Origin of the sequence: Streptomyces sp. NPDC088254 (assembly GCF_044740925.1) — a bacterium.
GTDB lineage: Bacteria > Actinomycetota > Actinomycetes > Streptomycetales > Streptomycetaceae > Streptomyces.
In genome coordinates, this window is the sequence record NZ_JBIURQ010000001.1 from 1312584 (window position 1) to 1333745 (window position 21162).

At 71.3% G+C, this 21162-nt stretch carries 17 protein-coding genes and 1 pseudogene; 9 read left to right on the top strand and 9 right to left on the bottom strand.

Annotated elements, in window-relative coordinates; translation table 11 throughout:
* From ACIOC0_RS05700 to ACIOC0_RS05720, 5 genes are read right to left on the bottom strand one after another with little or no spacing between them, the layout of a single operon-like run.
* Positions 1 to 1401 (bottom strand): MATE family efflux transporter, encoded by a 1401-nt coding sequence (locus tag ACIOC0_RS05700; RefSeq protein ID WP_402152748.1) that lies wholly within the window; start codon positions 1399 to 1401, stop codon positions 1 to 3.
* A 41-nt stretch (positions 1402 to 1442) separates the two neighbouring features.
* Positions 1443 to 2501 carry a cysteine synthase family protein gene (locus ACIOC0_RS05705; protein ID WP_402152750.1) on the bottom strand — a complete coding sequence of 353 codons (1059 nt, stop codon included), beginning with the start codon at positions 2499 to 2501 and terminating at the stop codon, positions 1443 to 1445.
* Between the two features lie 13 nt (positions 2502 to 2514).
* Entirely contained in the window at positions 2515 to 3876 is a 1362-nt protein-coding gene (locus ACIOC0_RS05710; protein WP_402152752.1) for an alanine racemase, read from the bottom strand.
* Complete coding sequence (locus ACIOC0_RS05715; protein ID WP_402152754.1) at positions 3873 to 4895, bottom strand: ornithine cyclodeaminase family protein; 1023 nt, start codon at positions 4893 to 4895, stop codon at positions 3873 to 3875. Before ACIOC0_RS05715 ends, ACIOC0_RS05710 begins: the two co-directional genes overlap by 4 nt.
* Positions 4892 to 5881 (bottom strand): TauD/TfdA family dioxygenase, encoded by a 990-nt coding sequence (locus tag ACIOC0_RS05720; protein ID WP_402152756.1) that lies wholly within the window; start codon positions 5879 to 5881, stop codon positions 4892 to 4894. The genes ACIOC0_RS05715 and ACIOC0_RS05720 overlap by 4 nt, the downstream gene beginning before the upstream one ends.
* A gap of 265 nt (positions 5882 to 6146) precedes the next feature.
* Between ACIOC0_RS05720 and ACIOC0_RS05725 the strand changes: the two genes are divergently transcribed.
* The 4 genes from ACIOC0_RS05725 to ACIOC0_RS05740 are packed head-to-tail and all read left to right on the top strand — an operon-like array spanning position 6147 to position 11159.
* On the top strand, positions 6147 to 7697 hold the full coding sequence (locus ACIOC0_RS05725) for an ABC transporter substrate-binding protein (RefSeq protein WP_402152757.1): 1551 nt from the start codon (positions 6147 to 6149) through the stop codon (positions 7695 to 7697).
* Positions 7682 to 8707: an ABC transporter permease gene (locus ACIOC0_RS05730; RefSeq protein ID WP_402152759.1), complete on the top strand. Its 1026-nt coding sequence runs from the start codon at positions 7682 to 7684 to the stop codon at positions 8705 to 8707. Before ACIOC0_RS05725 ends, ACIOC0_RS05730 begins: the two co-directional genes overlap by 16 nt.
* The gene (locus ACIOC0_RS05735; protein WP_402152761.1) at positions 8704 to 9519 is read left to right on the top strand and encodes an ABC transporter permease; all 816 of its coding nucleotides are present in this window, start codon (positions 8704 to 8706) and stop codon (positions 9517 to 9519) included. The genes ACIOC0_RS05730 and ACIOC0_RS05735 overlap by 4 nt, the downstream gene beginning before the upstream one ends.
* The gene (locus ACIOC0_RS05740; RefSeq protein WP_402152763.1) at positions 9516 to 11159 is read left to right on the top strand and encodes an ABC transporter ATP-binding protein; all 1644 of its coding nucleotides are present in this window, start codon (positions 9516 to 9518) and stop codon (positions 11157 to 11159) included. The genes ACIOC0_RS05735 and ACIOC0_RS05740 overlap by 4 nt, the downstream gene beginning before the upstream one ends.
* 96 nt (positions 11160 to 11255) lie before the next feature.
* On the opposite strand, the gene ACIOC0_RS05745 is transcribed toward ACIOC0_RS05740, so the two are convergent.
* Positions 11256 to 11438, bottom strand: coding sequence for a hypothetical protein (locus ACIOC0_RS05745; RefSeq protein ID WP_402152765.1), 183 nt, complete (start codon positions 11436 to 11438; stop codon positions 11256 to 11258).
* Here ACIOC0_RS05745 and ACIOC0_RS05750 point away from each other — a divergent pair.
* From ACIOC0_RS05750 to ACIOC0_RS05770, 5 genes and pseudogenes are all read left to right on the top strand, one after another.
* A pseudogene (locus ACIOC0_RS05750) lies at positions 11377 to 11763 on the top strand (short-chain dehydrogenase/reductase); the annotation flags it as partial. The gene ACIOC0_RS05745 and the pseudogene ACIOC0_RS05750 sit on opposite strands and share 62 nt — an antisense overlap.
* Positions 11764 to 12023: 260 nt before the next feature.
* On the top strand, positions 12024 to 12503 hold the full coding sequence (locus ACIOC0_RS05755) for a DUF5707 domain-containing protein (RefSeq protein WP_402152767.1): 480 nt from the start codon (positions 12024 to 12026) through the stop codon (positions 12501 to 12503).
* Positions 12504 to 12938: 435 nt separating this feature from the next.
* The gene (locus ACIOC0_RS05760; protein WP_402153243.1) at positions 12939 to 14510 is read left to right on the top strand and encodes a glycoside hydrolase family 27 protein; all 1572 of its coding nucleotides are present in this window, start codon (positions 12939 to 12941) and stop codon (positions 14508 to 14510) included.
* Between the two features lie 58 nt (positions 14511 to 14568).
* A complete protein-coding gene (locus ACIOC0_RS05765) occupies positions 14569 to 16008 on the top strand; it encodes a glycoside hydrolase family 43 protein (protein WP_402152769.1) in 1440 nt (479 codons plus the stop codon).
* A gap of 244 nt (positions 16009 to 16252) precedes the next feature.
* Positions 16253 to 16993: a GNAT family N-acetyltransferase gene (locus ACIOC0_RS05770; protein ID WP_402152771.1), complete on the top strand. Its 741-nt coding sequence runs from the start codon at positions 16253 to 16255 to the stop codon at positions 16991 to 16993.
* A gap of 142 nt (positions 16994 to 17135) precedes the next feature.
* On the opposite strand, the gene ACIOC0_RS05775 is transcribed toward ACIOC0_RS05770, so the two are convergent.
* The 3 genes from ACIOC0_RS05775 to ACIOC0_RS05785 all read right to left on the bottom strand — a co-directional run bounded on the left by ACIOC0_RS05775 (position 17136) and on the right by ACIOC0_RS05785 (position 21069).
* Entirely contained in the window at positions 17136 to 18305 is a 1170-nt protein-coding gene (locus tag ACIOC0_RS05775; RefSeq protein WP_402152773.1) for a substrate-binding domain-containing protein, read from the bottom strand.
* Positions 18306 to 18373: 68 nt separating this feature from the next.
* The gene (locus tag ACIOC0_RS05780) at positions 18374 to 19525 is read right to left on the bottom strand and encodes an ABC transporter permease (protein ID WP_402152775.1); all 1152 of its coding nucleotides are present in this window, start codon (positions 19523 to 19525) and stop codon (positions 18374 to 18376) included.
* Positions 19522 to 21069 carry a sugar ABC transporter ATP-binding protein gene (locus ACIOC0_RS05785; protein WP_402152777.1) on the bottom strand — a complete coding sequence of 516 codons (1548 nt, stop codon included), beginning with the start codon at positions 21067 to 21069 and terminating at the stop codon, positions 19522 to 19524. The genes ACIOC0_RS05780 and ACIOC0_RS05785 overlap by 4 nt, the downstream gene beginning before the upstream one ends.
* Positions 21070 to 21162: the final 93 nt, after the last annotated feature.

The window sequence follows — 21162 nt, forward strand, 5'->3', positions numbered from 1 at the left end:
TCAGAGCGGGGCCTGCGCCGGTTCCGCCGGCGTGGGCAGTCGGCCGAGGGACCGGTTGAAGCGGCGCAGCAGGAGTACGGCGGTGGCGGCGAGGCCGATGAGGAGGCCGAGCCAGATGCCGAGGGTGTCCACGCCGGCGGCGACGCCGAGGAGGGCAGCGGCAGGCAGGCCGACGAGCCAGTAGCCGACGAGGGTGACGCGGAAGCCACCCTTGGTGTCGTCGAGGCCCCGCAGCAGCCCTACGCCGATGTTCTGGGCACAGTCGAAGAACTGCAGCACCGCGGCGACCAGCAGCAGCTGCCTGGCGATCTCGACCGCCCTGCCGTCACCGCTGTCGAAGAAGGGTGCCAGTACCAGGCCGGGGGCGGTCACGTACACCAGGCCGACCACGGCCATCACCGCCGCCGCGCAGGCCAGGGCCGTGGTCTTCAGCCGCTGGGCAGCGGCCGGGTTGTGCAGCGCCAGCTCCCGGCTGACCCCGATGGACGCGGCGTGGGAGAGGCCGACGGCTATCTGGAAGACGATGTAGACGAGTTGGTTGACGGCGGTGTGCGCGGCCAGTGCCGACGTGCCGAAGCTCCCCGCGAAGAGGGCGACGACGAAGAAGAATCCCGCCTCGGAGCCGTATGTGGCGGCGATCGGCGTACCCAGCCCGGTGAGTCTGCGCAGGGTGGCCGGGCGGGTCTTCCAGATGCTGAGCGACAGTACGGGGGCGAGCCGGGCGTCGCGCCGTGCGGAGAGGTACAGGGCCACGCAGGACAGGGCGTGGACCAGGCTGGTGGACAGGCCGATGCCGGGCAGGCCCAGCTCGGGGAGGAACCAGGTGCCGTGAATGAAGGCCCAGTTGAGGCCGGCGTTGACGGCGATGGAGGCGAGGGTGATGCGGAGCAGAGCCTGCGGTCGGCGCATGCCGACGGTGAACTGCCGTATCGCCTGGAACCACAGGCACGGGACCAGTCCGGGCGCCATGCTGTGGAGAACGGGCTTCGCGGCCCGCACCACCTCCGGGTCCTGACCGAGCCAGATGACGGCGTGCCCGATGAGCACCATCAGCACGGCGCCCACGACACCGACCAGGGTCGACAGCAGCAGACTCGCCCGGACGAGGTCACGGACCTCCTCCTGGGCGCTCCCCGACGGCTCGGCCGATTCCGCCCGCGCGTCGGCCGCCGCGACCTGGTTGCCGACGGCGGTGACCATGCCGACGCCCATGGTGCGCAACTGGTTGAAGATCACCATGGCGAGGCCGCCCGCGGCCAGGGCCTCGGTGCCCAGAAGGCCCATCATGACGGTGTCGGTGGTGGTGAGAGCGACCTGGGCGAGCTGAGTGAGCGCCAACGGCACGGCCAGTGCGGCGAGGGTGCGGCTGTCGCCGAGGAGTCGGGCGAGGGCGGGCTGCATCGGTTCCGTTCCTGTGGGAGGGAAGGCGGTACGACGGGGTGCTACCCCTGGGCCTCCGGTGCGACGCGGCGGAGTTTGGCGAGCAGCTCGTCGACCTCTCGTTCGACGTCGGGGGAGAGCAGGCCTCGGGCGCTCATCCAGTCGTCGTCGAAGACGGTGTCCAGGTACTTCTCGCCACCGTCGTTGACCAGGGCGACCGTGGTGGTCCCCGGCGCCGACGAGGACATCCGGGTCAGCGCCTCGTACACCACTCCGCCCGCCGAACCCCCGAGCATCAGCCCGGTGCTGCGGGCCACCGTCCGGGCCGTGGCGAAGGCCTCGACGTCGCCGACCTTGACGCCCTCGTCGAGCAGCGAGTAGTCGACCATGGCGCCGATCGTCGCACCCTCCGGGGTGCCGGTGCCCGACTGGTGGTAGTCGTGGGCGGGCGGCCCGAAGGCGATGGACCCCTTGGGCTCGACCCCGACGATGCGGACCTCCGGCACGGTCCGGCGCAGCTCGCTCCCGGTGCCGAACAGTCCGCCACCGGTGCCGACGGCGCCGATCAGGACGTCGATACGGCCGTCCAGCGCGGCGTGCAGCTCATGCGCGACCGGGTGGTAGCCGAGCCCGTTGGCCCGGTTGTTGTGCTGCTCGGTGAAGTACGCGTTGTCCGACTCGGTGGCCATCCGCTCGGCCAGTTCCTCGCGCGCCGCCGTGGCGAGGTCCTCGTCGCCCTCGGCGGCCACGTAGACGAGTTCGGCGCCCATGGCCTTCATGGCGCGCAGCTTGTCCTTGGAGGCGTGGTGGTCGACGACGGCGGTGAACGTGTAGCCGCGCTCCGCGGCGACCACGGCGAGGCCGAGTCCGGTGTTGCCGGAGGTGGACTCGATGATCCGGCCGCCGGGGCGCAGCAGTCCGCGTTCCTCGGCGTCGAGGACCATCTGCAGGGCCATGCGTATCTTCGCCGTCCCGGTCGGGTTGCACTGCTCCAGTTTCAGCAGCAGTCGGGCGTCGCTCTCCGTGCGGCAGAGCTCGAAGAGCGGTGTGCCGCCGATGAGTTCGCAGACCCGGCGGACGACGGGCGGGTGGTGCGGGGGTGGTGTGTCCGGATGGCTCATGGCTGAGAACTCCCTACGGGTGGCGGTCCAGACGCCAGCGGGGGCGGGCGGAGGCCGAGCCGTGCGGAGACGGCTCGATGACGACCTTGGGCGGCAGCGGCAGTTCGTGGAACGCCGACTCGTTGGAGTCCATCTGGTAGCCCGCCGTGTTGTGGTAGACGAGCAGGTCGCCGACGGCCGGGCGGACGGGCAAGGGGAGTTTGCGCCAGGAGAGCATGTCCGACTCCAGGCAGGTGGCGGCCCCCACACAGGCCGGATACGGGCCGGCGTCGTCGCGGTCCGCGCGGCCGGCCGGGACGAGCACCGGGTCGGGCAGGAACTCGCTGCCGAACCACTGCTCGGAGAGACTGAGGCTGCTGCCGTCCACGGTGACGATGTCGTAGGCGTCGCGTTCCTTGACGCCCTGGACCCGCATGACGGTGCAGCCCGCCTGGTCCAGCAGCGCCCGGCCAGGCTCGACGAGCAGGGTCACCCCGGCCGCTCGCACGAGGTCGGCCACGCTCGACCTTTCGCCCGCCGGGGTCGTCGAGAGCAGGGCGGCGAGGGCCCCGGCTCCGGCGACGGGGGAGTGGTACGGGTAGTAGCCGGAGAAGGCCTTGTGCTGGTGGAAGTGCTCGGGGCGGGTGCTCTCGTGGAACCGGCGCCAGTCCTGCGCGTCCACATAGTCCACCGCGAAGCCGCCGCCGACGCTGACCCGGTCGGCCCGTAGCCCCAGCGCGCGGGCGCGGGTGCACAGCCGTACCGACTCTGCCGCCAGATCGGCCCGTTCACGGATGTCGTAGCCGGCGAGGTGGAAGCTGAAGCCCGCCATGACCACCTGCTCGGTGCGGCAGCGGCGCAGCGCCGACTCCATCTCGCCGTCGTCCAGCCCGAAGCGGCTGTGCGGCTGTCCGGGAGAAAGGCGACGCAGCAACGTCCGTGCGGTTCGGCCGAGTTCGCCCGCCAGCGCGAGGACGCGGTCCAGCTCGTCGAGGGCGTCGACCGCGACGAGCGCGCCGTGCAGCACGGCGACGCGCAGCAGATGGTCGTCCTTGGCCGGTCCGGTGACGATCAGGTCCGAACCCCGCACCCCGGCCGCCAGCGCCTCGCGCAGCTCCCCGTGGCTCGCCACGTCCACGCCCAGGCCCGCGACGGCCGCCCGCTCCGCGAAGACGGCGGCCTTGTTGGCCTTCTTGGCGTAGTAGACCCGGCCGTCCACGCCCGCCTCGGCGAACGCCTGCCGGAAAGCGGCGGCGTTCGCGTCGAACCGCTGCGGGAACAGCAGGTGGTAGGGCCCGCCGAGGCCGTGGCGCAGCTCGTGCAGGAGAGCACTGCCGGGCGGGGTGAGGAGCGCGCGCGACTCCTCGGTGGTGTGCGGAGGGAGGGCGGTGCTCACGTCCACAGCGGAACCGCCGTGCCCAGCCCCTGAGCGAGCGCGAGTTGTGCGAACCGGTGGCCGAGGGCGATGTCGGTGACGACGAGGCCGCTGTTGTACGCGAAGATCCGCTGCCCTGGCTCGGTGCGTCCTGCGGCGCGGCCGGCCAGCACCTGAGGCAACTCGGCGTGCACATCACGGAGTTGGCCGTCGGCGTCGGCCATGTCCGTTCCCGTGACGCGCATCTGGGCCTCGCTGGTGGCGACGACCCGGTCGGCGGTGTGCAGGGTGGAGGGGGCGATGCCGTAGCCGATCAGCACGGACAGCGCGGACGGCTTGAGCCATTCGGCCTCGACGGAGGCGGGGGTGCCCGGCCCTGCGGTGGCGAGGACGATGTCCGCGTCCCCGGTGACGGCCCGCAGGTCCGTCACCACCTCCAACTCGCGCTCGGGGAAGTACGCGTGCAGTTGCTCGCGCACGGCGCGGATGCCGTCCGGATGGGTGCCGAAGAGCATCAGCCGCTCCAGGTCCGGCAGCGTGGTCAGCAGGAACGGCAGGGCGAGCCGGCCCTGGGTGCCGGTGCCTATGACGAGGGCGCTGCGACTGCCCGGCGCGGCGAGTTCCCGGGCGAGCAGCGCGGACACCGCCGGGGTGCGCAGGGCTCCGATCCGGCCGCAGTCGAGCATCGCGACCGGCACCCCCGTCTCGTCGTCGTACAACGTCAGGGTCGTGTAGTAGTGCTGCTTGTCGCGGTCCTCGTGGAGTCCGTGCTTGTAGGAGGTTTTGATCGCGACGACCCCGCGCTCCCCGTCCCGGCCGAGCATCGCATAGGCGACGGAGTGGCCGTCCTCGGGCTTCACGGTGAGCTTGCGCGGGTTGTCGGAGCGGCCGTCGGCGAGCGTGCGGTAGGCCTGTTCCACCACGGAGACCACATCGGGCAGTGTGATGTCGATGCCGGCCACGTCGCTGGTGCTGAGGATCCGCAGGGTCCTGTCGTCGGGCATCACGGCCGCCTCCTCCTGGTTGTCGATGCGGGTCATGCGTACGCCTCCACAACGGCCTGTCCGTAGCCGTGCTCCGCCTCCTCGGCGGGCGGTCGGGTGCGGCGGCCCTCCACCCGTACGGAGGACCGCTTCAGCCAGCGGTCCGTGCCGTCGTACCGGGCCTTGAAGGGCACCCGGCCGTGGCTGACCAGGTCGTTGTCCACGACCAGGACCTCACCGGGGTCCAGGACCACCGCCACGCTCACACGGGCGAGCTCCCGCTCCAGTCGGGCGTAGGCCGCGCGGTGGTCCGCGGGCGCCCGGTGCAGCGGGGTGTACGCGGGATCGAAGCGCAGGGTCAGGCCCTCCTCCGACTGCCACAGCGTGGATACGGCCGGGGGTTCGCCCGTGTAGCCCCGGGCCTCCGCGTAGGCGTCGTCGGGCAGGATCGGCAGGACCGGGCGGCTGAGCAACTCGACCTCCGAGGCGGTGAGTTCGACCTTGCGGACGCTGGAGGCGGTGGTGGCGACCGAGTCGTGGTTGCGCATGCAGCCGAGGACCAGGAGGTGAGCCCGACCGGGGTGGAAGGCGTCCTCGGTGTGCGGGCTGAGCAGCACGGCGCTGCTGGCGCCGGTCTGCTCCTCCTCGTGGCCCGCGGACGGCACGATGTTGTGCACGAAGCGGCCCTCCTGCTGGCCCTCCCAGGCGATGGGCGTGCCCATCAGCGTGGAGAGCAGCAGCACGATCACGTCGTGCACGGCGCCGGCGTCACCGGCGGTCGACCAGTGGCCGGGGGTGGGGCCGATCTCGGTGTCGTCGACGGCCAGACCGCGCAGTACGAACAGGCCGTCGGCGGTGTCGACCGGGCGGCAGGCGTGGCGTAACCCGTCGCCCAACGAGGCTGCGACGGCGGGGACTTCGGCCAGCAGGCCGGGGTGGGTGGACGAGCCGTCGAACTCGGCGAGGAGGCTGCGGGCGGCGGCGGTCAGCCTGGCCGCCGAGTCGGGATCGAGCAGGCGTACGGGTGCGGGTCCCGTGGGCATGGGCGATCTGTCCGTTCCAGTGCGGGGGCGTGCGGGGCGCGTTGCAGTGGTCTACGGGCATGGAGGAGAAGACCCGCCGGAGCGAGCCGCGTGATCGGAGCGCGGTGGCCGGGGGCTCTTCGGCAACATAGCCAGCCACCGAAGAATAGGCAAGCCTTACCTAATTAGGATCTAGTCCACGTGGAGGCGGTCTTGTCATGGAGGAGCCCCGCAGGATAGGTAAGGCTAAGCAAATCTCGGCCAACTGCGCGAAAACGAGGGACAAGTGGAGCTGACGCGACGTCATGTGCTCTGGGCGGGCGGTGCGATCGGGGCGAGCGCCCTGCTCAGCGCCTGCGGTGGCGGCGACGAGCCGACCGCATCCGCCACCGGCGGTTCGGCCAAGCCGGTGAAGGGCGGAACCCTCCGGGTCGGCGCACTCGGCCGCGCCGGCGCCCTCACCCGGGACCCGCACGGCACCCAGGCCAACGAGAGCGACTACCTCATCATCAGCCTCGTCCACGACACCCTGACCGTCCCCGGCGTCAAGCCCAACACCGTCCCCCGCCTGGCCGCGAGTTGGAAGGCCTCGCCCGACCTGAAGACCTGGCGGTTCACCCTCGCCAAGGGCGCCGCGTTCCACGACGGTTCCCCCGTCACCGCCGAGGACGTCGTCTTCTCGCTCAAGCGTCTGCGCGCCACCCCGGCCGGCGCCTCCCGGCTGCCCGGCATCCAGGAGAAGAACATCTCCGCCGAGGGCGACGACACCGTCGTCATCGTCTCCGACTACGCGAACGCCGAACTGCCGCTGCTGGTCCGGCTCACCACCTTCGTCATCCCCAAGGGCACCACCGACAAGGACATAGCCACAGCCCCCGGCACGGGCCCCTTCAAGCTCGACTGGTACCGCGGCGGCAACGCCCGCCTCGTACGCAACGAAAACTGGTACGGCGGAGACGTCCTCCTCGACGCCGTCGAGGTCAAGATCTTCGAGAGCCCGCAGGCCATGGCGAGCGCCCTGCTCGCCGGCCAGATCGACCTCGCCTCCAACGTCGGCGCCGTCGCCGCGCGCACCGCCGAGAACCGCAAGGACATCCAGACCGTCCGCCGCCCCAACGACATGGCCATGCCCCTCGTCATGCGCACCTCCGGCGGCCCGTTCGCCGACGCCAGGGTCCGACAGGCACTGCGCCTGGCCGTCGACCGCGAGGCCATGGTCGAACAGGTCCTGTCCGGCTACGGCACCGTCGCCAACGACATCCTCGGCACCGGCGACCCCGCCTACGACAAGAGCGTCCCGCAGCGTGCCCGCGATCTCGCCAAGGCCAGGCAACTGTTGAGGGAAGCCCGGTTCGACACCTCGAAGACCTACGAGCTGTACACCACCGAGGACATCGCCGGTCTCGCCGAGTCGGCCACCCTCTTCGCCACCCAGGTCCGCGAAGCCGGCGTCAAGGTCAAGGTCGTCAAGCAGGAGTCGGCCACCTTCTGGGACAAGACCTGGCTCAAGGGCGACCTCTACACCACCTACTGGGGCACCAACGACTCGGTGGTGTTCTTCGCCAGCAAGACGCTGGTCTCCGACAGCGGCCAGAACGAGGCCGGCTGGAAGGACCAGGCCTTCGACGCGGCTTACGAGAAGGCCATCGGCACCGCCGACGCGAGCGCGCGCACCGACCTGCTGAAGGAACTCCAGCGGATCGAGCACGACAGGTCCGGCTACCTCCTGTGGGGCATGGCCGATGGCATCGACCTCGCCGGGGCCAAGGTCAACGGGCTCCCCAGACTGCCCGGTTACGGCAGGGTCCAGCTCGAGCGCGCATGGCTGGCCCATTGACCGCTGACACGGCCGCGCCCGCGGGGCCTCCTCCCGGCGTGGACAAGGCCCCGCGGGCGCGTGCTCCCGTCACGCTGCTCGCCGCCCGGGCCGGCCTCGTCGTAGTGAAACGTGCGGTGCTGCTCGCGGTGCTCCTGGCGTCGGTCTTCGGCACGGTCGAACTGCTGCCGGGCGACGCCGCCGACGCCACCTCCGAGCGCGGGGAGAGCGCCGCCGACACCGCGGCGCGACGCAGACTGCTCGGCCTGGACCGGCCGGTCGTGGAACGCTTCTGGGACTGGATGAGCGGCCTTCCCGCCGGGGACCTGGGCGTGTCGGCACGCGGCGAGAAGGTCACCGACCTGGTCTCGTCGGCGTTCCCCAACACCCTCCTCCTCGGCGGCCTCGCGCTGCTGCTGACCGCCATGGTCTCCCTGGCCCTCGGCTGCTGGGCCGCGCTCCGGCCCGGCGGGCGCGCCGACGGCCTGATCTCCACCACCGCCACCGCGGTCCTCGCCCTGCCCGAATTCGTGGTCGCCGTCGCCCTGGTCCTGGTGCTCTCGCTGTGGACGGGCTGGCTGCCCGCCGTCACCCTCACCGGCGCCGACGGAACCCCCGCGGACTGGACCATGCTGATCCTGCCCGTGCTCGCCCTGACCATCCCGCAGGCCGGCTGGAACGTACGCATCGTGCGAGCCGCCCTCGCCGACGAGGCCCGCGCCCCGCACGTGGAGGCCGCCGTCCTCGACGGGCTCCCGCCGCACCGCATCCTCACCCACCATGTCCTGCCCGGCGCCCTGCCCACCATCGCCGCCGGCCTCGCCACCTCCACCGGCATGCTCCTAGGCGGCGCCGTCGTGGTCGAAACGATCTTCAACTACCCCGGCGTCGGCTCGGTCCTGGCCTCCGCCGTGACCGACCGCGACAGCCCTGTCATCGCCGGCGTGACGGCCCTGTCGGGCGCGGTCCTCACGGGCGTGCTGCTGCTGGCCGACCTGGTACGGGACCTGACGGCAGGAGTACGCCGATGAGCACCCGGTCACGGGCCACCGCCCTGCGGATACTGCCCGCGATGTTGCTGGTCTGCCTCGCCCTCGCCGGGACCTGGCTCGCTCCGCATCCCATCGACGCCCCCGTCACCGCGCCGTACGCGGAACCCGGCGGGGACGCCCTGCTCGGCGGCGACCAACTGGGCCGTGACGTGCTGAGCAGACTGCTGGCCGGCGGGCGCGAACTGGTCCTGTCCTCGCTGCTCGTCGCGGCGCTGGTCACCGCCGGTGCCGCGGTGCTCGGCGCGATCGGCGCCCTGCGCCCTCGCGCCGGACGCCTGGTGGAACGGACCGCCGACGTGCTGATGCTGCTGCCCGCCGTGCTCGGCATCCTCCTCGTCACCCTGTCCTGGCCGGACGGAGGCCGGCTCGCCGTGATCGCCGCGGCCGTCGTGCTCGGCGTGCCCTACGCGGTACGGCTCGCGGCCGGCGCGGCGGCGCCGGTGGCAGCCTCCGGCTACGTCGAGGCCGCGGCGGCGAGCGGCGAACGACTGTGGCATCTCGTGCTGCGCGAGATCCTGCCCAACCTGCGCGCCACCCTCCTCGCCCTCTTCGGCCTGCGCTTCGTCGCCGCCGTCTACCTCGTCGCCACCGCGGGCTTCCTCCAGGTGGGGCCCCAGCCTCCCGCCGCCGACTGGTCACTGATGATCCGCGAGAACTCGTCCGGCATCATGCTCAACCCCTGGTCCGTCGTCGCCCCCGGTCTCGCCATCGGCTTCCTCGCCCTCAGCGTCAACCTCGCCGCGGCGGCCCTCGCTCCCCAGACCGGCCGGAAGGCGGTGACCGTCCTGTGAGCCACACACCCGACCGGTCAGCCTTGCCGGCCACCGCCGCGGCCCGGGTCACGGACCTCACCGTGGCCGCCCCCGACGGGCGGATCCTGCTCCAGGACGCGCAACTCACCTTGCGACCGGGCCGGCTGGTGGCGCTGACCGGCCCCTCGGGTTCGGGCAAGACCACGCTGCTGCGCGCCCTCACCGGCCTCCTGCCACCCGGTGCCGAGCGCACGTCGGGGAACGTCGAGGTCCTGGGCCGTGACGTCTTCGCTCTGCCCGAACGGGACTTGCGGGCCCTGCGCCGCGAACGGCTCGCCTACGTCGGCCAGGACCCCGCTTCGGGGCTGAACCCCCGGATGCGTGTCCGCTCCCTCCTGCGCGAACTCTCCGGCGACCGCTCCCCGGAGGCGGTACGGGCACTCCTCGCGGAGGTCCGGCTCCCGGACGACGGCCGCCTCGTCATGCGGCGGCCCGCGGCCCTGTCCGGCGGACAGCAGCGCCGCGTGGCTCTTGCCCGCGCCCTGGCCCGCCGCCCCCGAGTCCTCCTCCTCGACGAGCCGACCGCCGGCCTGCACCCCGAACTACGTTCCGACATAGGTGAGTTGCTGTGCCATCTGGTCCGCGAGCACCAGCTGGCCGTCGCGCTGTCCTGCCACGACCCCGAACTCGTCGAGCAGATCGCGGACGAGGTGGTGGAACTGCGCACGCAACCCGTACGACCGCGCGCTTCCCGCGTGACCGCCACACCCCGCACGGACCCGGCGGCGCGTGGGCCGCACGAAAGCGGACCCGCCCACGCACCCGTGCTCGACGTGAGCGACCTCCGGGTCACTTTCGGCCGACGCTCGAACGCCCCGGTACTGGACGGCGTGACGCTGTCCGTCGCCCCCGGATCGGCGACCGGCATCGTCGGCGCCTCGGGCTCCGGAAAGACCACCCTCGTCCGCGCCGTGGTCGGACTCCAACCGGCCGGCGCCGGCGTGATCCGCCTCGACGGCGTACCGCTCAGCACCGGTCTGCGCGGCCGCGCCCGCGAACAGCGACGCCGTATCCAGCTCGTCACGCAGAACCCCCTGGGCGCGCTCAACCCCAGCCGCACGGTGGGCGGCGCGATCGGCAGGCCGCTGCGGCTGCACCGGCGGTGCGCGCCCGGTGAGGTGCGGACCCGGGTCGTCGGTCTCCTCGAACAGGTGCGCCTCGCAACGGATTTCGCCTCCCGCTATCCGCACGAACTGTCCGGCGGGCAGCGACAGCGGGTCGCCATCGCCCGAGCGCTGGCGGCCGATCCCGACGTACTGATCTGCGACGAGGTGACCTCGGCGCTGGACCCCGCCACCGCCGAGGCGATCATGGACCTGCTGGTCCGGCTCCGAGAAGAACGCGGCACAGCCCTTGTGCTCATCAGCCACGACCTCCCTCTCATCGCCGCCCGCACCGAAACGGTCACCGTCCTGGACGCCGGCCGCACCGTGGAATCCGGCCCCACGCCAACTGTCTTCACCGACCCGACCCACCCGGCGACGCGGGCCCTCCTGCAAACCCCGGCCGAGTCCCGCCATGAGGCGGCCACGCACTCCGGACACGACGATCCCCCGTCAAGCGCCTCACCCGCGGCACGACAGCCGACCTCAACCACGTTCGGCTCGCCGAGGACCTGAAGGGGATGCTCCCGTACTGCGCCCCCATGGCGAGTGCAGGCACTCGCGGCCGCTTCCGCTCCACGGCCTGACGTGTCCCGGCCGGACCGAGGGGAATCACGAGCTGCCGACCGCCACCTCCGACACCTCCGCCACCTCCGCCGCCGCGGCCAGATAGGCCAGTACCAAGGGCCGTTCGTCGTCCCGGTGGGCAGCCACCGCGAGCCGGGACGGACCGACCAAGGCGGCGCTGGAACAGCTGTCGGAGGGCCTGGCGGACGAGGTGACCCCGTTCGGCATCGAGGTGCTGATCGTGGAGCCCGGCGCATTCCGCACCAACCCGTTCGCCAAGGGGGCGGCCTACTTCTCCACAGAGCACCCGGCGTACGCGGAGAAGGTCGGCGCCACCAGGAGGCAGGTGTGCGATGGCGACGGCGCCCAGCCCGGGGACCCCGCGAAGGCGGCCGCCGCGATCCGGCTGGCACTGGACGCGGAGCACACCCCACTGAGGCTCGCCCTGGGCGGCGACGCGGTGGACCTCCTGGTAGGACACCTCGGCTCGGTCCGCGCCGAACTCGCCGAATGGGAGAAGGTCTCCCGGGGGACGAACTTCGACACACAGTGACTGGCTGACGCGGCTACCGGAGTATGGCGTCCGTGACCGGCGCCTCGTCTCCTCCGCCGCGCAACGTGTCCGAGCGGCGAAGGCCGGACGAAGCCGCCGATCCTTACGCCGTGACGCGGAGGAAGGGTTCCGACCCGGCGGTCCTTCTTCTTGGCGACGGACTGACCTTACTCAGGCGGTGGTTGAGTACGTGCGCCCATGCCTGGTGCTTCTGGCGCGGGCAGGATTCGTACAGCGGCGCAGCAAGGAGCGCCGGTCTGATGCAGCTGATCCGCTGGGGGTTCCTCGTGTCGCGTCGTGTCGTTCTGTCCCTGACCGCCGGTGTCGTCGTCCTGGGCGGTGCCGGGGCCCTCGCTCTTGCCCACGCCGGGGGCCGGCCCCCGGCGCTGGCGCACAGCACGGCCCGTTACGCCGCCCCCGAAGGCGATCGGGATGGTTCGTTGACCTTCACCGCTGACGTCATGGCGTCCTCCGGTGTGAAGAGCCTGAAGGTCCTGGCCTGGCCGGCGAAGTCGACGTTCGCGAGGAAGGGGCTGACCGCCGAGGACATGGCGGCTGCGGAGGCGGCGGTGTGCAGGCCGGCCGGTGGGGACGTCGTGCGCTGCACCTACAGGGTCCCCGTGGCGCCGGCCGATGCCGAGGGGTCTCCGCGCGGTCTGTGGCACGTCGCCGTCCTGGCCACCGCGAAGGACGGCGACACAACGCTGAACACCAAGGCGGCGGACTTCACCGTGATGTGATCCGCACGCACGCGATCGCGGCACCTGTGCGGTTCAGGCCAATGTGCGCCCGCATGTCCGGGGTCGAGGTCAGGCTGGTGGAAGACTCCTTCGCATGAATCGTCGACGGAGTCGAAACATTTCGAAGCACATCGAGGCGGGGTTCCGCGGCTCGGCAGCCGGGTGTCGCAGGTCAGCGGCGTGCCCTCGGAAGTGGAGAGGCGCGCCGACGAGCCCGGACGTCGGGGGATGTTGACATGCTCGAAGGTCTCTCTAGTATCCGTGACGCCTGACTTTCCGAACGACGCATCGAAAGTGCGAGTACGGAACCCCCATGGGTGTCATGAGCGTGACATCCCCTCCCGTAAAGGAGCCCCGGTGCGCAGACCCAGACGATCAGGCGGACGAGGACTGCTCCAACTCCTCGCGGCCGCCGTGCTCACGGTCACCGCGTCCATGACGGCCTCCGCGCCCTCCGCCGCCGCGCCCGGCAGTCCCGCGCTCACGCCGCCCCTGGGCTGGAACAGCTGGAACAGTTTCGGCTGCGGGATCACCGAGGCCCAGGTGCGCCAGGCCGCCGACGCGATGGCGTCCTCGGGCATGCGTGACGCCGGTTACCGGTACGTGGTGGTCGACGACTGCTGGTTCGACCCGCAGCGTGACGCGGCGGGCAACCTGCGCGCCAACCCGACCAAGTTCCCGAGCGGGATGAAGGCGCTCGGCGACTACATCCACGGCAAGGGCCTGAAGTTCGGCATCTACCAGGTGCCGGGCGAGCGCACCTGCGCGCAGACCAGCGGCGCCTATCCGGGGTCGACGGGCAGCAGGGGACACGAGGCACAGGACGCCGCCACGTTCGCGTCGTGGGGCGTCGACTACCTCAAGTACGACTGGTGTTCCTCCAGCGGCACCCGTGACGAACAGGTCGCTCGCTTCACGCTGATGCGCGACGCGCTGCGTGCCACCGGGCGCCCGATCGTCTACAGCATCAACCCCAACAGTTTCCACGCCATCACCGGCTCCACGTACAACTGGGGCGAGGTCGCCGATCTGTGGCGGACGACCGAGGACCTGCTCGACATCTGGCAGAACGGCAACACCAACAGCTACCCGATGGGCGTCGGCAACGTCCTCGACGTCACCGCGCCGCTGGCCTCGCAGTCGGGTCCGGGACACTGGAACGACCCCGACATGCTGGTCGTGGGCCGGCCCGGCCTGTCACTGACGGAGTCCCGCTCCCACTTCGCCCTGTGGGCACTGCTGGGCGCCCCGCTCATGGCCGGCAACGACATCCGCACCATGTCCGCCGACGTGAGCGCGATCCTGCGCAACCCGCGTCTGCTGGCGGTGAACCAGGATTCCCTGGGCGCCGGCGGGCGCAGGGTGCGCGACGACGGCAGCACCGAGGTGTTCGCCAAGCCCCTGTCCGACGGCTCGGTCGCGGTCGGCCTGTTCAACCGGGGATCAGGCGCCGCCACGGTCACCACCACGGCCGCGCAAGTAGGCCTCACCGGCGGCTCGTTCAGTCTCACCGACCTGTGGACCGGCGGCACGTCGAGCACGTCCGGGCAGATCTCGGCGAGCGTCCCTGCCCACGGTGTGGCGGTGTTCCGGGTGACCGGCGGCAGCCCGCTGGCCGCCACCACCTCGCGGCTGCGCGGCAACGCCTCCGGCCGCTGCATGGACGTCGACAACGCCTCCACCGCGGCCGGGGCGACGGCACTGATCTGGGACTGCCACACCGCCGCCAACCAGCTGTGGACCACCTGGGCCGGCGGCGAGATCCGCGTCTACGGCGACAAGTGCCTGGACGCCTCCAACCAGGGCACCGCCGACGGCACGCGGGTCATCATCTGGCCCTGCAACGGCCAGAACAACCAGAAGTGGACCGTCGGCTCCGACGGAACTGTCCGCAACGTCCACGCGGGGCGGTGCCTCGACGTCAACGGGTCCGGCGCCGCCAACGGAACCCCGCTGGTGCTGTGGAGCTGCAACGGCCAGACCACCCAGAAGTGGACGCGCACATGACCCACGCAGCGCACTCGTCAACCTCACGTCCGCCCGTCGACGCCCTCCGGAGGTCACGATGATCCCGGCTCCGCCGTCGCACGCCACCGGCACCAGGCTGGCCCGGGCAGTCGCCTGGACCCTGGGACTGCTGCTGGCGTTCGCCGTCGTTCCCGCCGCGGTCGGTCCCACCGCCGCCCGGGCCGACAACCCCCTCGTCCAGCACGTCTACACCGCCGATCCGGCCCCGTTGGTCCACAACGGGCGGGTCTACCTCTACACAGGGCACGATGAGGACGGCTCCACCTACTTCACCATGAAGGACTGGCGGGTGTGGTCCTCCGCCGACATGGTGAACTGGACCGACCACGGTTCACCGCTCAGCCTGGCCACCTTCAGCTGGGCGTCCGCCGACGCGTGGGCCGGACAGGCCGTGGAGCGCAACGGCCGGTTCTACTGGTACGTACCCGTGAAGAACCGGGCGACCGGCCGGATGGCCATCGGCGTAGCGGTGTCGAACAGCCCCACCGGCCCGTTCCAGGACGCCCTCGGCCGTCCGCTGGTGGAGAACGGGGAGATCGACCCTACCGTCTTCATCGACGACAACGGCCAGGCATACCTGTACTGGGGCAATCCGAATCTGACGTACGTCAGGCTGAACGCCGACATGACGTCCTACTCGGGCAGCCCCACCAGGATCCCGCTCACCACCGCGGGCTTCGGCGCCCGCACCGGTGACCCCAACCGTCCCACGCTGTACGAGGAGGGCCCCTGGGTCTACAAGCGGAACGGCCTGTACTACATGGTGTTCGCGGCCAAGTGCTGCTCGGAGTTCATCGCGTACTCCACGGCGCCCGGCCCGACCGGGCCCTGGACCTACCGCGGGACGGTCATGCCCACCCAGGGCAGCAGTTTCACCAACCACCCGGGGATCGTGGACTTCAAGGGCGGTTCGTACTTCTTCTACCACAACGGCGCCCTCCCGGGCGGCGGTGGCTTCACCCGCTCGGTGGCGGTGGAGAAGTTCGCGTACAACGCCGACGGCACGCTCCCGGTGATCAACATGACGAACGGCGGCGCCCCCCAGAACGGCACGCTCAACCCGTACGCACGCCAGGAGGCCGAGACGCTCGCCTGGGGATCCGGGATCGAGACCGAACCGGCCGGCGAGGGCGGAATGAACGTCGGCTGGATCGACAACGGCGACCACATCAAGGTCAAGGGCGTGGCCTTCGGGCCGGGAGCGTCCTCCTTCACCGCGCGCGTGGCCTCGGGCAGCGGCGGCGGCACCGTCGAACTGCGCCTGGGTTCGCCGAGCGGGACGGTCGTGGGCCGATGCAGTGTCCCGAACACCGGGGGCTGGCAGAACTGGACGACGGTGACCTGCCCGGTTGCCGGCGCGGCGGGAACCCAGGACCTCTACCTGCGATTCACCGGCGGCAGCGGATACCTGCTCAACATGAACTGGTGGCAGTTCACCCCCAGCACCCCGGGCACCACCGCGAAGGCACCGCGGTAACCGCAGAAGGGCAGTCGCACGATGACAAGGACAAGATCCCTCTTATGGCCCGCCCTGGTCGCGGTGCTGGTCGTCCTGAGCATGGGCGGCACGCCGCTGGGGGCGATGGCCGGGGCGGCTTCGCATCGCCCTGACTCCGGAGCCGCGGGCCCTTGGGACGGCTGGGACGGCTGTGCAGTGGATCTTATCGGTGGTCTACTGGGTGCCTGGTCCGGCAGCAGCCGGCATGAAGCGAGAGAAGAGCATGTCTGCAGGTAGGAACGAACACGGTCAGCCCATCGGCCGACCGCTGCCTGACTGGACGGTGCGTCCGGCGCCCGCCCGGGTCACCCTCGTCGGCCGCTTGTGCCGGGTGGAGCCTCTTGACGTGGACCGCCACGCCGACGACCTGTACCACGCTTACGCCCTGGCGGCGGACGGCAGGGACTGGACGTACATGATGGCCGGTCCGTTCGCCGACCAGGACGACTACCGCAGCCATGCGGTGGCGATGACACAGACAGACGACCCCCTGCACTACGCGGTCGTCGACCTCGCCACCGGCAAGGCGATGGGCACCCTCTCCCTGATGCGCCAGGAGCCGTCCGACGGTGTCGTGGAGGTGGGGAACGTGGCGTTCTCGCCCTTGCTCAAGCAGACCCCCGTCTCGACGGAGGCGCAGTTCCTGCTGATGTCCTACGTCTTCGACGAACTCGGCTACCGGCGCTACGAGTGGAAGTGCGACAGCCTCAACGCGCCCTCGCGCAAGGCGGCACTGCGGCTCGGCTTCACCTTCGAGGGGATCTTCCGCCAGGCCGTGGTGTACAAGGGCCGCAACCGGGACACCGCCTGGTACTCCGTCATCGACTCCGAGTGGCCACAGGTCGGAAAGGCGCTTCGGGAGTGGCTCTCGCCCGACAACTTCGATGCGGACGGCCGGCAGCGGCAGTCCCTGTCCGCTGTACGCGCCGCCGGTGCGAACACCGGCGCGGAGCGGGCGCTCTGAGCTTCGGTGCAGTACTGCGCACCCGGGGCCGGCACGCACCCCGTGTGGGTGGGCCGTCGCGCGGCGGGTGAGGTGGTCGGCGTGGTGGTATCGGTGGATGGAAGGCCCAAGCTGCTCGCGCGGAAGGAGACCGACGCCGCCGTCACTTGCCCCAGATCCTCCGGTACGCCTCGCGGTAGCCCGCTGGATCCCACGTCGTCGCGCCGTCGCTGTTGCCGGCCGTGGTGATGTGGACGGGGGCCACGTAGCCACTGGCGGGTCGGCCGGAGAAGGCACGGTTGAACTCGTCGACGATCTGCCAGCCCTGCTGGGACAGCGGTTCGGGCACGGTGGCGGCCTGGTACAGCCTGTCGTCGATGCGCTGGAAGGCGGAGGGATCGCCGTCGCCTGCGCCGATGTTGAACGGCGGACCGGAGCCCTTCTCGCCGGCCGCTCGGAACGCGGCGGCCGCGTCGGCGAAGTACAGGTCGTTGATGGCGACGGAGTGGGTCCACCTGCTCCGGAAGCGGGAGAGGAGAGAAGCGATCACCTGAGGGGTGCGGCTGCTCGCGTCCGGGATCGGGATGTTCTCGTACGCCAGGAGTTCCACGCCCGAACAGGTGGCCAGCTCCTTTCTGATCAGGTCCGACTTGTGCCTGGCGAAGGGGATGGATGCGTCGGTGATGACGACGACTCCGGCTCGACCGTGGGAGTGCGCGATGATCCACCGCGCGCTGATTCCGGCGACGTCCTCGACCCGAGTGGTGACGTTGGTGAAGAGCTCGGGCCGTCGGCTGGGACCGGGAGCGGCCACGGCGTGCCAGCCGACGAGCGGGATGCCCGCCGCGTCTGCCCGGGAGACCTGCTGTGAGGTCGAGTCGGGGTCGAAGCCGCCGACGACGATGCCGGAGGGCCTGACCGCCACGGCTTGGCTCATGGCTGCCTGGATGCCGGCCGGGGTGCCCCCGCCGTCGATCACCCGGACGTTCCAGCCGATGACCCGCGCCGCTTCCCGTACTCCGTTCGCGGCGCCGGCGACTCCGGGGTTGGTCATGGTCTGGGCGACATAGACGATGGTCTTGCCGGGTGCAGCGGCGGGGCCGGTGGTCGGCCCGTTCCAGAACACTTCTTTCTTCTCCGCCCTGCTCACAGCGGCCTGAGCCCCGGCGAGGACCGCGGGGCAGCCGCTCGGGCCCCCGGTGGACTCGCCGGCTCCGATCTGCGAACCGCGTTCGCAGCCCGCGAGGACGGCTGCCGCGGCCAGCAGGGCGCAGGCGGCGAGCCGTACCCGGTGGCGGGCGATGGTGGCCTTGCGGTTGCCGTCGCTGTGCACGAGAGCTCCTCACGGAGTCATGGGCGGGAGGACGTGGCCGGACAGGGAGGCGTCGCCCGTGGTGTGGGTCATGGGGCGGTTCCTTCACGGCCACCGTCCCGCGTCGGGGGGAACGGCGGGTCCGTCGGTCCGGCGGGCGAGGCGCGGGGGGCCGCAGCGTCGGTGCGCAGTCGACGGCGGGCGGAGTAGCCGGCCAGTCCGACGGCGAGGAGCAGGGTGGCTCCGTGGAACAGCGGGACCGTCCAGAAGTCGGCTCCCATCTGGCCGATGCCGGTGAGGCCGACGGCCAGGACGGCGACGGCGACCACGGTGCCCAGGGCGTTGGGCCGGCCGGGCCTGATCGCCGTGGCGCCGAGCAGTGCGCCGACGAAGGCGGGCAGCAGGTAGTCGAGCCCGACGCTGGGGTTGCCGATCTGCTGCTGCGCCGCGAGCAGCACCCCGGCGAAGCCGACGATCAGTCCCGACGCGGTGAACGCGTAGACGGTGTACCTCGGAGTCGGGATGCCGACCAGGCCGGCGGCGCGCGGATTCGACCCGATGACGTACAGGTACCGGCCGAGCGGCAGCCGTTCCAGCACCAGCCAGAGGACGACCGTGAGCGTGAACACGTAGAAGGCGGGGACGGGCAGGCCCAGGAACGTGGAGTCGTAGACGTCGGTGAACGCCGCGGGGAGGCCTTGCGCTCCGGGGACGATCCGGCCGCCGTCGGTGACCCAGCCCGTCACGGCGTACATCATGCTGCCGGTTCCGAGGGTGGCGATGAAGGAGTCGATCCGGCCGAACACGACGATGACACCGTTGACGACGCCGACGGCCGCCCCTCCGACGATCACCGCGAGACAGGCGAGCGGCCAGGGCCACCCGACCTCGACGATGAGCTGCATCACCATGACGTGTGCGAGCCCCAGGCCGTAGCCGATCGAGAGATCGAACGCGCCGGTCACGACGGGGACCATCGCGGCGAGCGCGAGGACGGCCGGGATCGACTGGTTGGACAGGATCGAGTCGACGGTGGCCGACGTGGGAAACGTATGCGGCAGGGTGAGGGAGAAGATCAGGAAGAGCACGCCGGTGAGGGCCGGCAGGCCGTAGGCCCCGATGAGGTGACCGCCTCGGCCCGTCCTCCTCGGCCCGCCCGGTCGGCCGAGCCGGCTCAGCGCGCGCGCTCGCCGGCGTCGGGGCCGGGGCCGGGGCGAGGAGGGTGACGGCGAGGCGGTCATGGATTCGTCGCGGTTCCGGAAGGCGGCAATGCCGAAGCCGACCGGGTGAGCCCGGCGACGGTGAGGTCCGGTCCGCTCAGCTCCGACGTCACGGATCCGCCGACGAAGACCAGAGCCCGTCCGCACACGTCTGCGACCTCCTCGAAGTCGGTGGAGATGAGCAGGACCGCGAGGCCGTCCGCCAGCGCCTCGTCCAGCAACCGGTAGACCGCGGCCTTGGCTCCCACGTCCACGCTCGCCGTGGGTTCCTCGAGGATGAGCAGGCGCAGGTTCACCCGGAGCCACCGGCTGATCATCACCTTCTGCTCGTTACCACCGGACAGGGTTGCGATGGGAGCCTCACAGTCCTGGGGCTGGATCGCGAACCGCTCCATGAGGGCGGTGGCCTCGGCGCGTTCGCGAGGGGGGTTCATCCACCGCGGTGTCGGCGGGCCGCCTGCATGGGGATTGGCCAAGAGGTTCTCCCGCACGGTCAGCCCGGCGAGACAGCCCTCCCGCTGTCGGTCCCCGGGCACCAGGCCGACACCCAGACCCACGGCGTCGGCGACCGTACGAGGGCGGTACGGTCGGCCGCCGAGGAGTACCGTCCCGGCGAGGATGGGCCGGGCGCCGGCGAGGGCTCGCCCCAGGTCCATGTGTCCGGCGCCCGAGAGGCCGACCAGGCCCAGGACCTCTCCGGCCTTGAGTTCCGCACTGACCGGCCCCGCGCCCGCGGTCCGTACGCCCTCAAGGGTCAGGACGGCGGGGCCGTCGGAGACCACGCGGGCGGGACGGCGCTCCGCCGGTTCCTCGCCGACGATGTCGTGCACCAGGCGGGCACGGCTGCGGTCGGCGAGCCGGCCGTGCACGACGAGGTGTCCGTCGCGCAGAACCGCGAAGGCGTCGGCCACCTCGTACACCTCGTCCAGGCGATGGCTGACGTAGAGGATGGCGTGCCCCCGGTCGCGCAGGGCGTGCAGAACCCGGAACAGCCGGGTGCAGTCAGCGGCCGGGAGGCGGGCGGTCGGCTCGTCGAGGACGATGACCCTCGCCCGCGACGCGAGGGCGCGGGCGATGGCGACCAGGGAGCGTTCGGCGGGGGAGAGGCGGGCGATCGGTGTGTCGGCGTCGAGATGCGCTGCGACGATCCGCAAGGCCCCCGCGCAGTTCTCGCGGGTCCGCCGCCACGAGATCAGTCCGGCGCGGCGCGCGTACCCGGTGCACAGGGCGATGTTCTCCGCGACCGACATCCACTCCACGAGGCCGAGGTCCTGGTGGATGAAGGACATGCTGTGCGATGCGGCGTGACTTCCCAGTGGATGCCCGTCCACCGTGATCTGCCCCTCGTCGGCCCGGTGGACGCCGGAGAGCACCTTGATGAGCGTGGACTTCCCGGCGCCGTTGGGGCCCAGGAGGGCGAGGACGCTGCCGGCGTGGACGTCGAGGTCGACCCCGGACAGCGCGACGGTTCCGCCGAACCTCTTGCGGAGCCCACGGATCCGGACCAGAGGCTCCGCTTCGGGGAGCGGAATCGACTGGTCAGAGGTGTCGGGAGCGTCGTACACGGACATCTCCCCGGGCTCGGCGTGGCACGTTCTTCCCGACTTTCACGAGAGGCACCGACAGATCAGATGATGACATTTCGGCCATCGCATGTG

What these genes read in the sequence shown, in the direction of transcription:
- ACIOC0_RS05760 (WP_402153243.1), top strand. Translation starts at nt 12,939, where the DNA reads ATGACGGCCTCCGCGCCCTCCGCCGCCGCGCCCGGCAGTCCCGCGCTC.
- ACIOC0_RS05730 (WP_402152759.1), top strand. Translation starts at nt 7,682, where the DNA reads ATGGCTGGCCCATTGACCGCTGACACGGCCGCGCCCGCGGGGCCTCCT.
- ACIOC0_RS05770 (WP_402152771.1), top strand. Translation starts at nt 16,253, where the DNA reads ATGTCTGCAGGTAGGAACGAACACGGTCAGCCCATCGGCCGACCGCTG.
- ACIOC0_RS05705 (WP_402152750.1), bottom strand. Translation starts at nt 2,501, where the DNA reads ATGAGCCATCCGGACACACCACCCCCGCACCACCCGCCCGTCGTCCGC.
- ACIOC0_RS05700 (WP_402152748.1), bottom strand. Translation starts at nt 1,401, where the DNA reads ATGCAGCCCGCCCTCGCCCGACTCCTCGGCGACAGCCGCACCCTCGCC.
- ACIOC0_RS05745 (WP_402152765.1), bottom strand. Translation starts at nt 11,438, where the DNA reads ATGCCGAACGGGGTCACCTCGTCCGCCAGGCCCTCCGACAGCTGTTCC.
- ACIOC0_RS05765 (WP_402152769.1), top strand. Translation starts at nt 14,569, where the DNA reads ATGATCCCGGCTCCGCCGTCGCACGCCACCGGCACCAGGCTGGCCCGG.
- ACIOC0_RS05720 (WP_402152756.1), bottom strand. Translation starts at nt 5,881, where the DNA reads ATGCCCACGGGACCCGCACCCGTACGCCTGCTCGATCCCGACTCGGCG.
- ACIOC0_RS05735 (WP_402152761.1), top strand. Translation starts at nt 8,704, where the DNA reads ATGAGCACCCGGTCACGGGCCACCGCCCTGCGGATACTGCCCGCGATG.
- ACIOC0_RS05715 (WP_402152754.1), bottom strand. Translation starts at nt 4,895, where the DNA reads ATGACCCGCATCGACAACCAGGAGGAGGCGGCCGTGATGCCCGACGAC.
- ACIOC0_RS05780 (WP_402152775.1), bottom strand. Translation starts at nt 19,525, where the DNA reads ATGACCGCCTCGCCGTCACCCTCCTCGCCCCGGCCCCGGCCCCGACGC.
- ACIOC0_RS05755 (WP_402152767.1), top strand. Translation starts at nt 12,024, where the DNA reads ATGCAGCTGATCCGCTGGGGGTTCCTCGTGTCGCGTCGTGTCGTTCTG.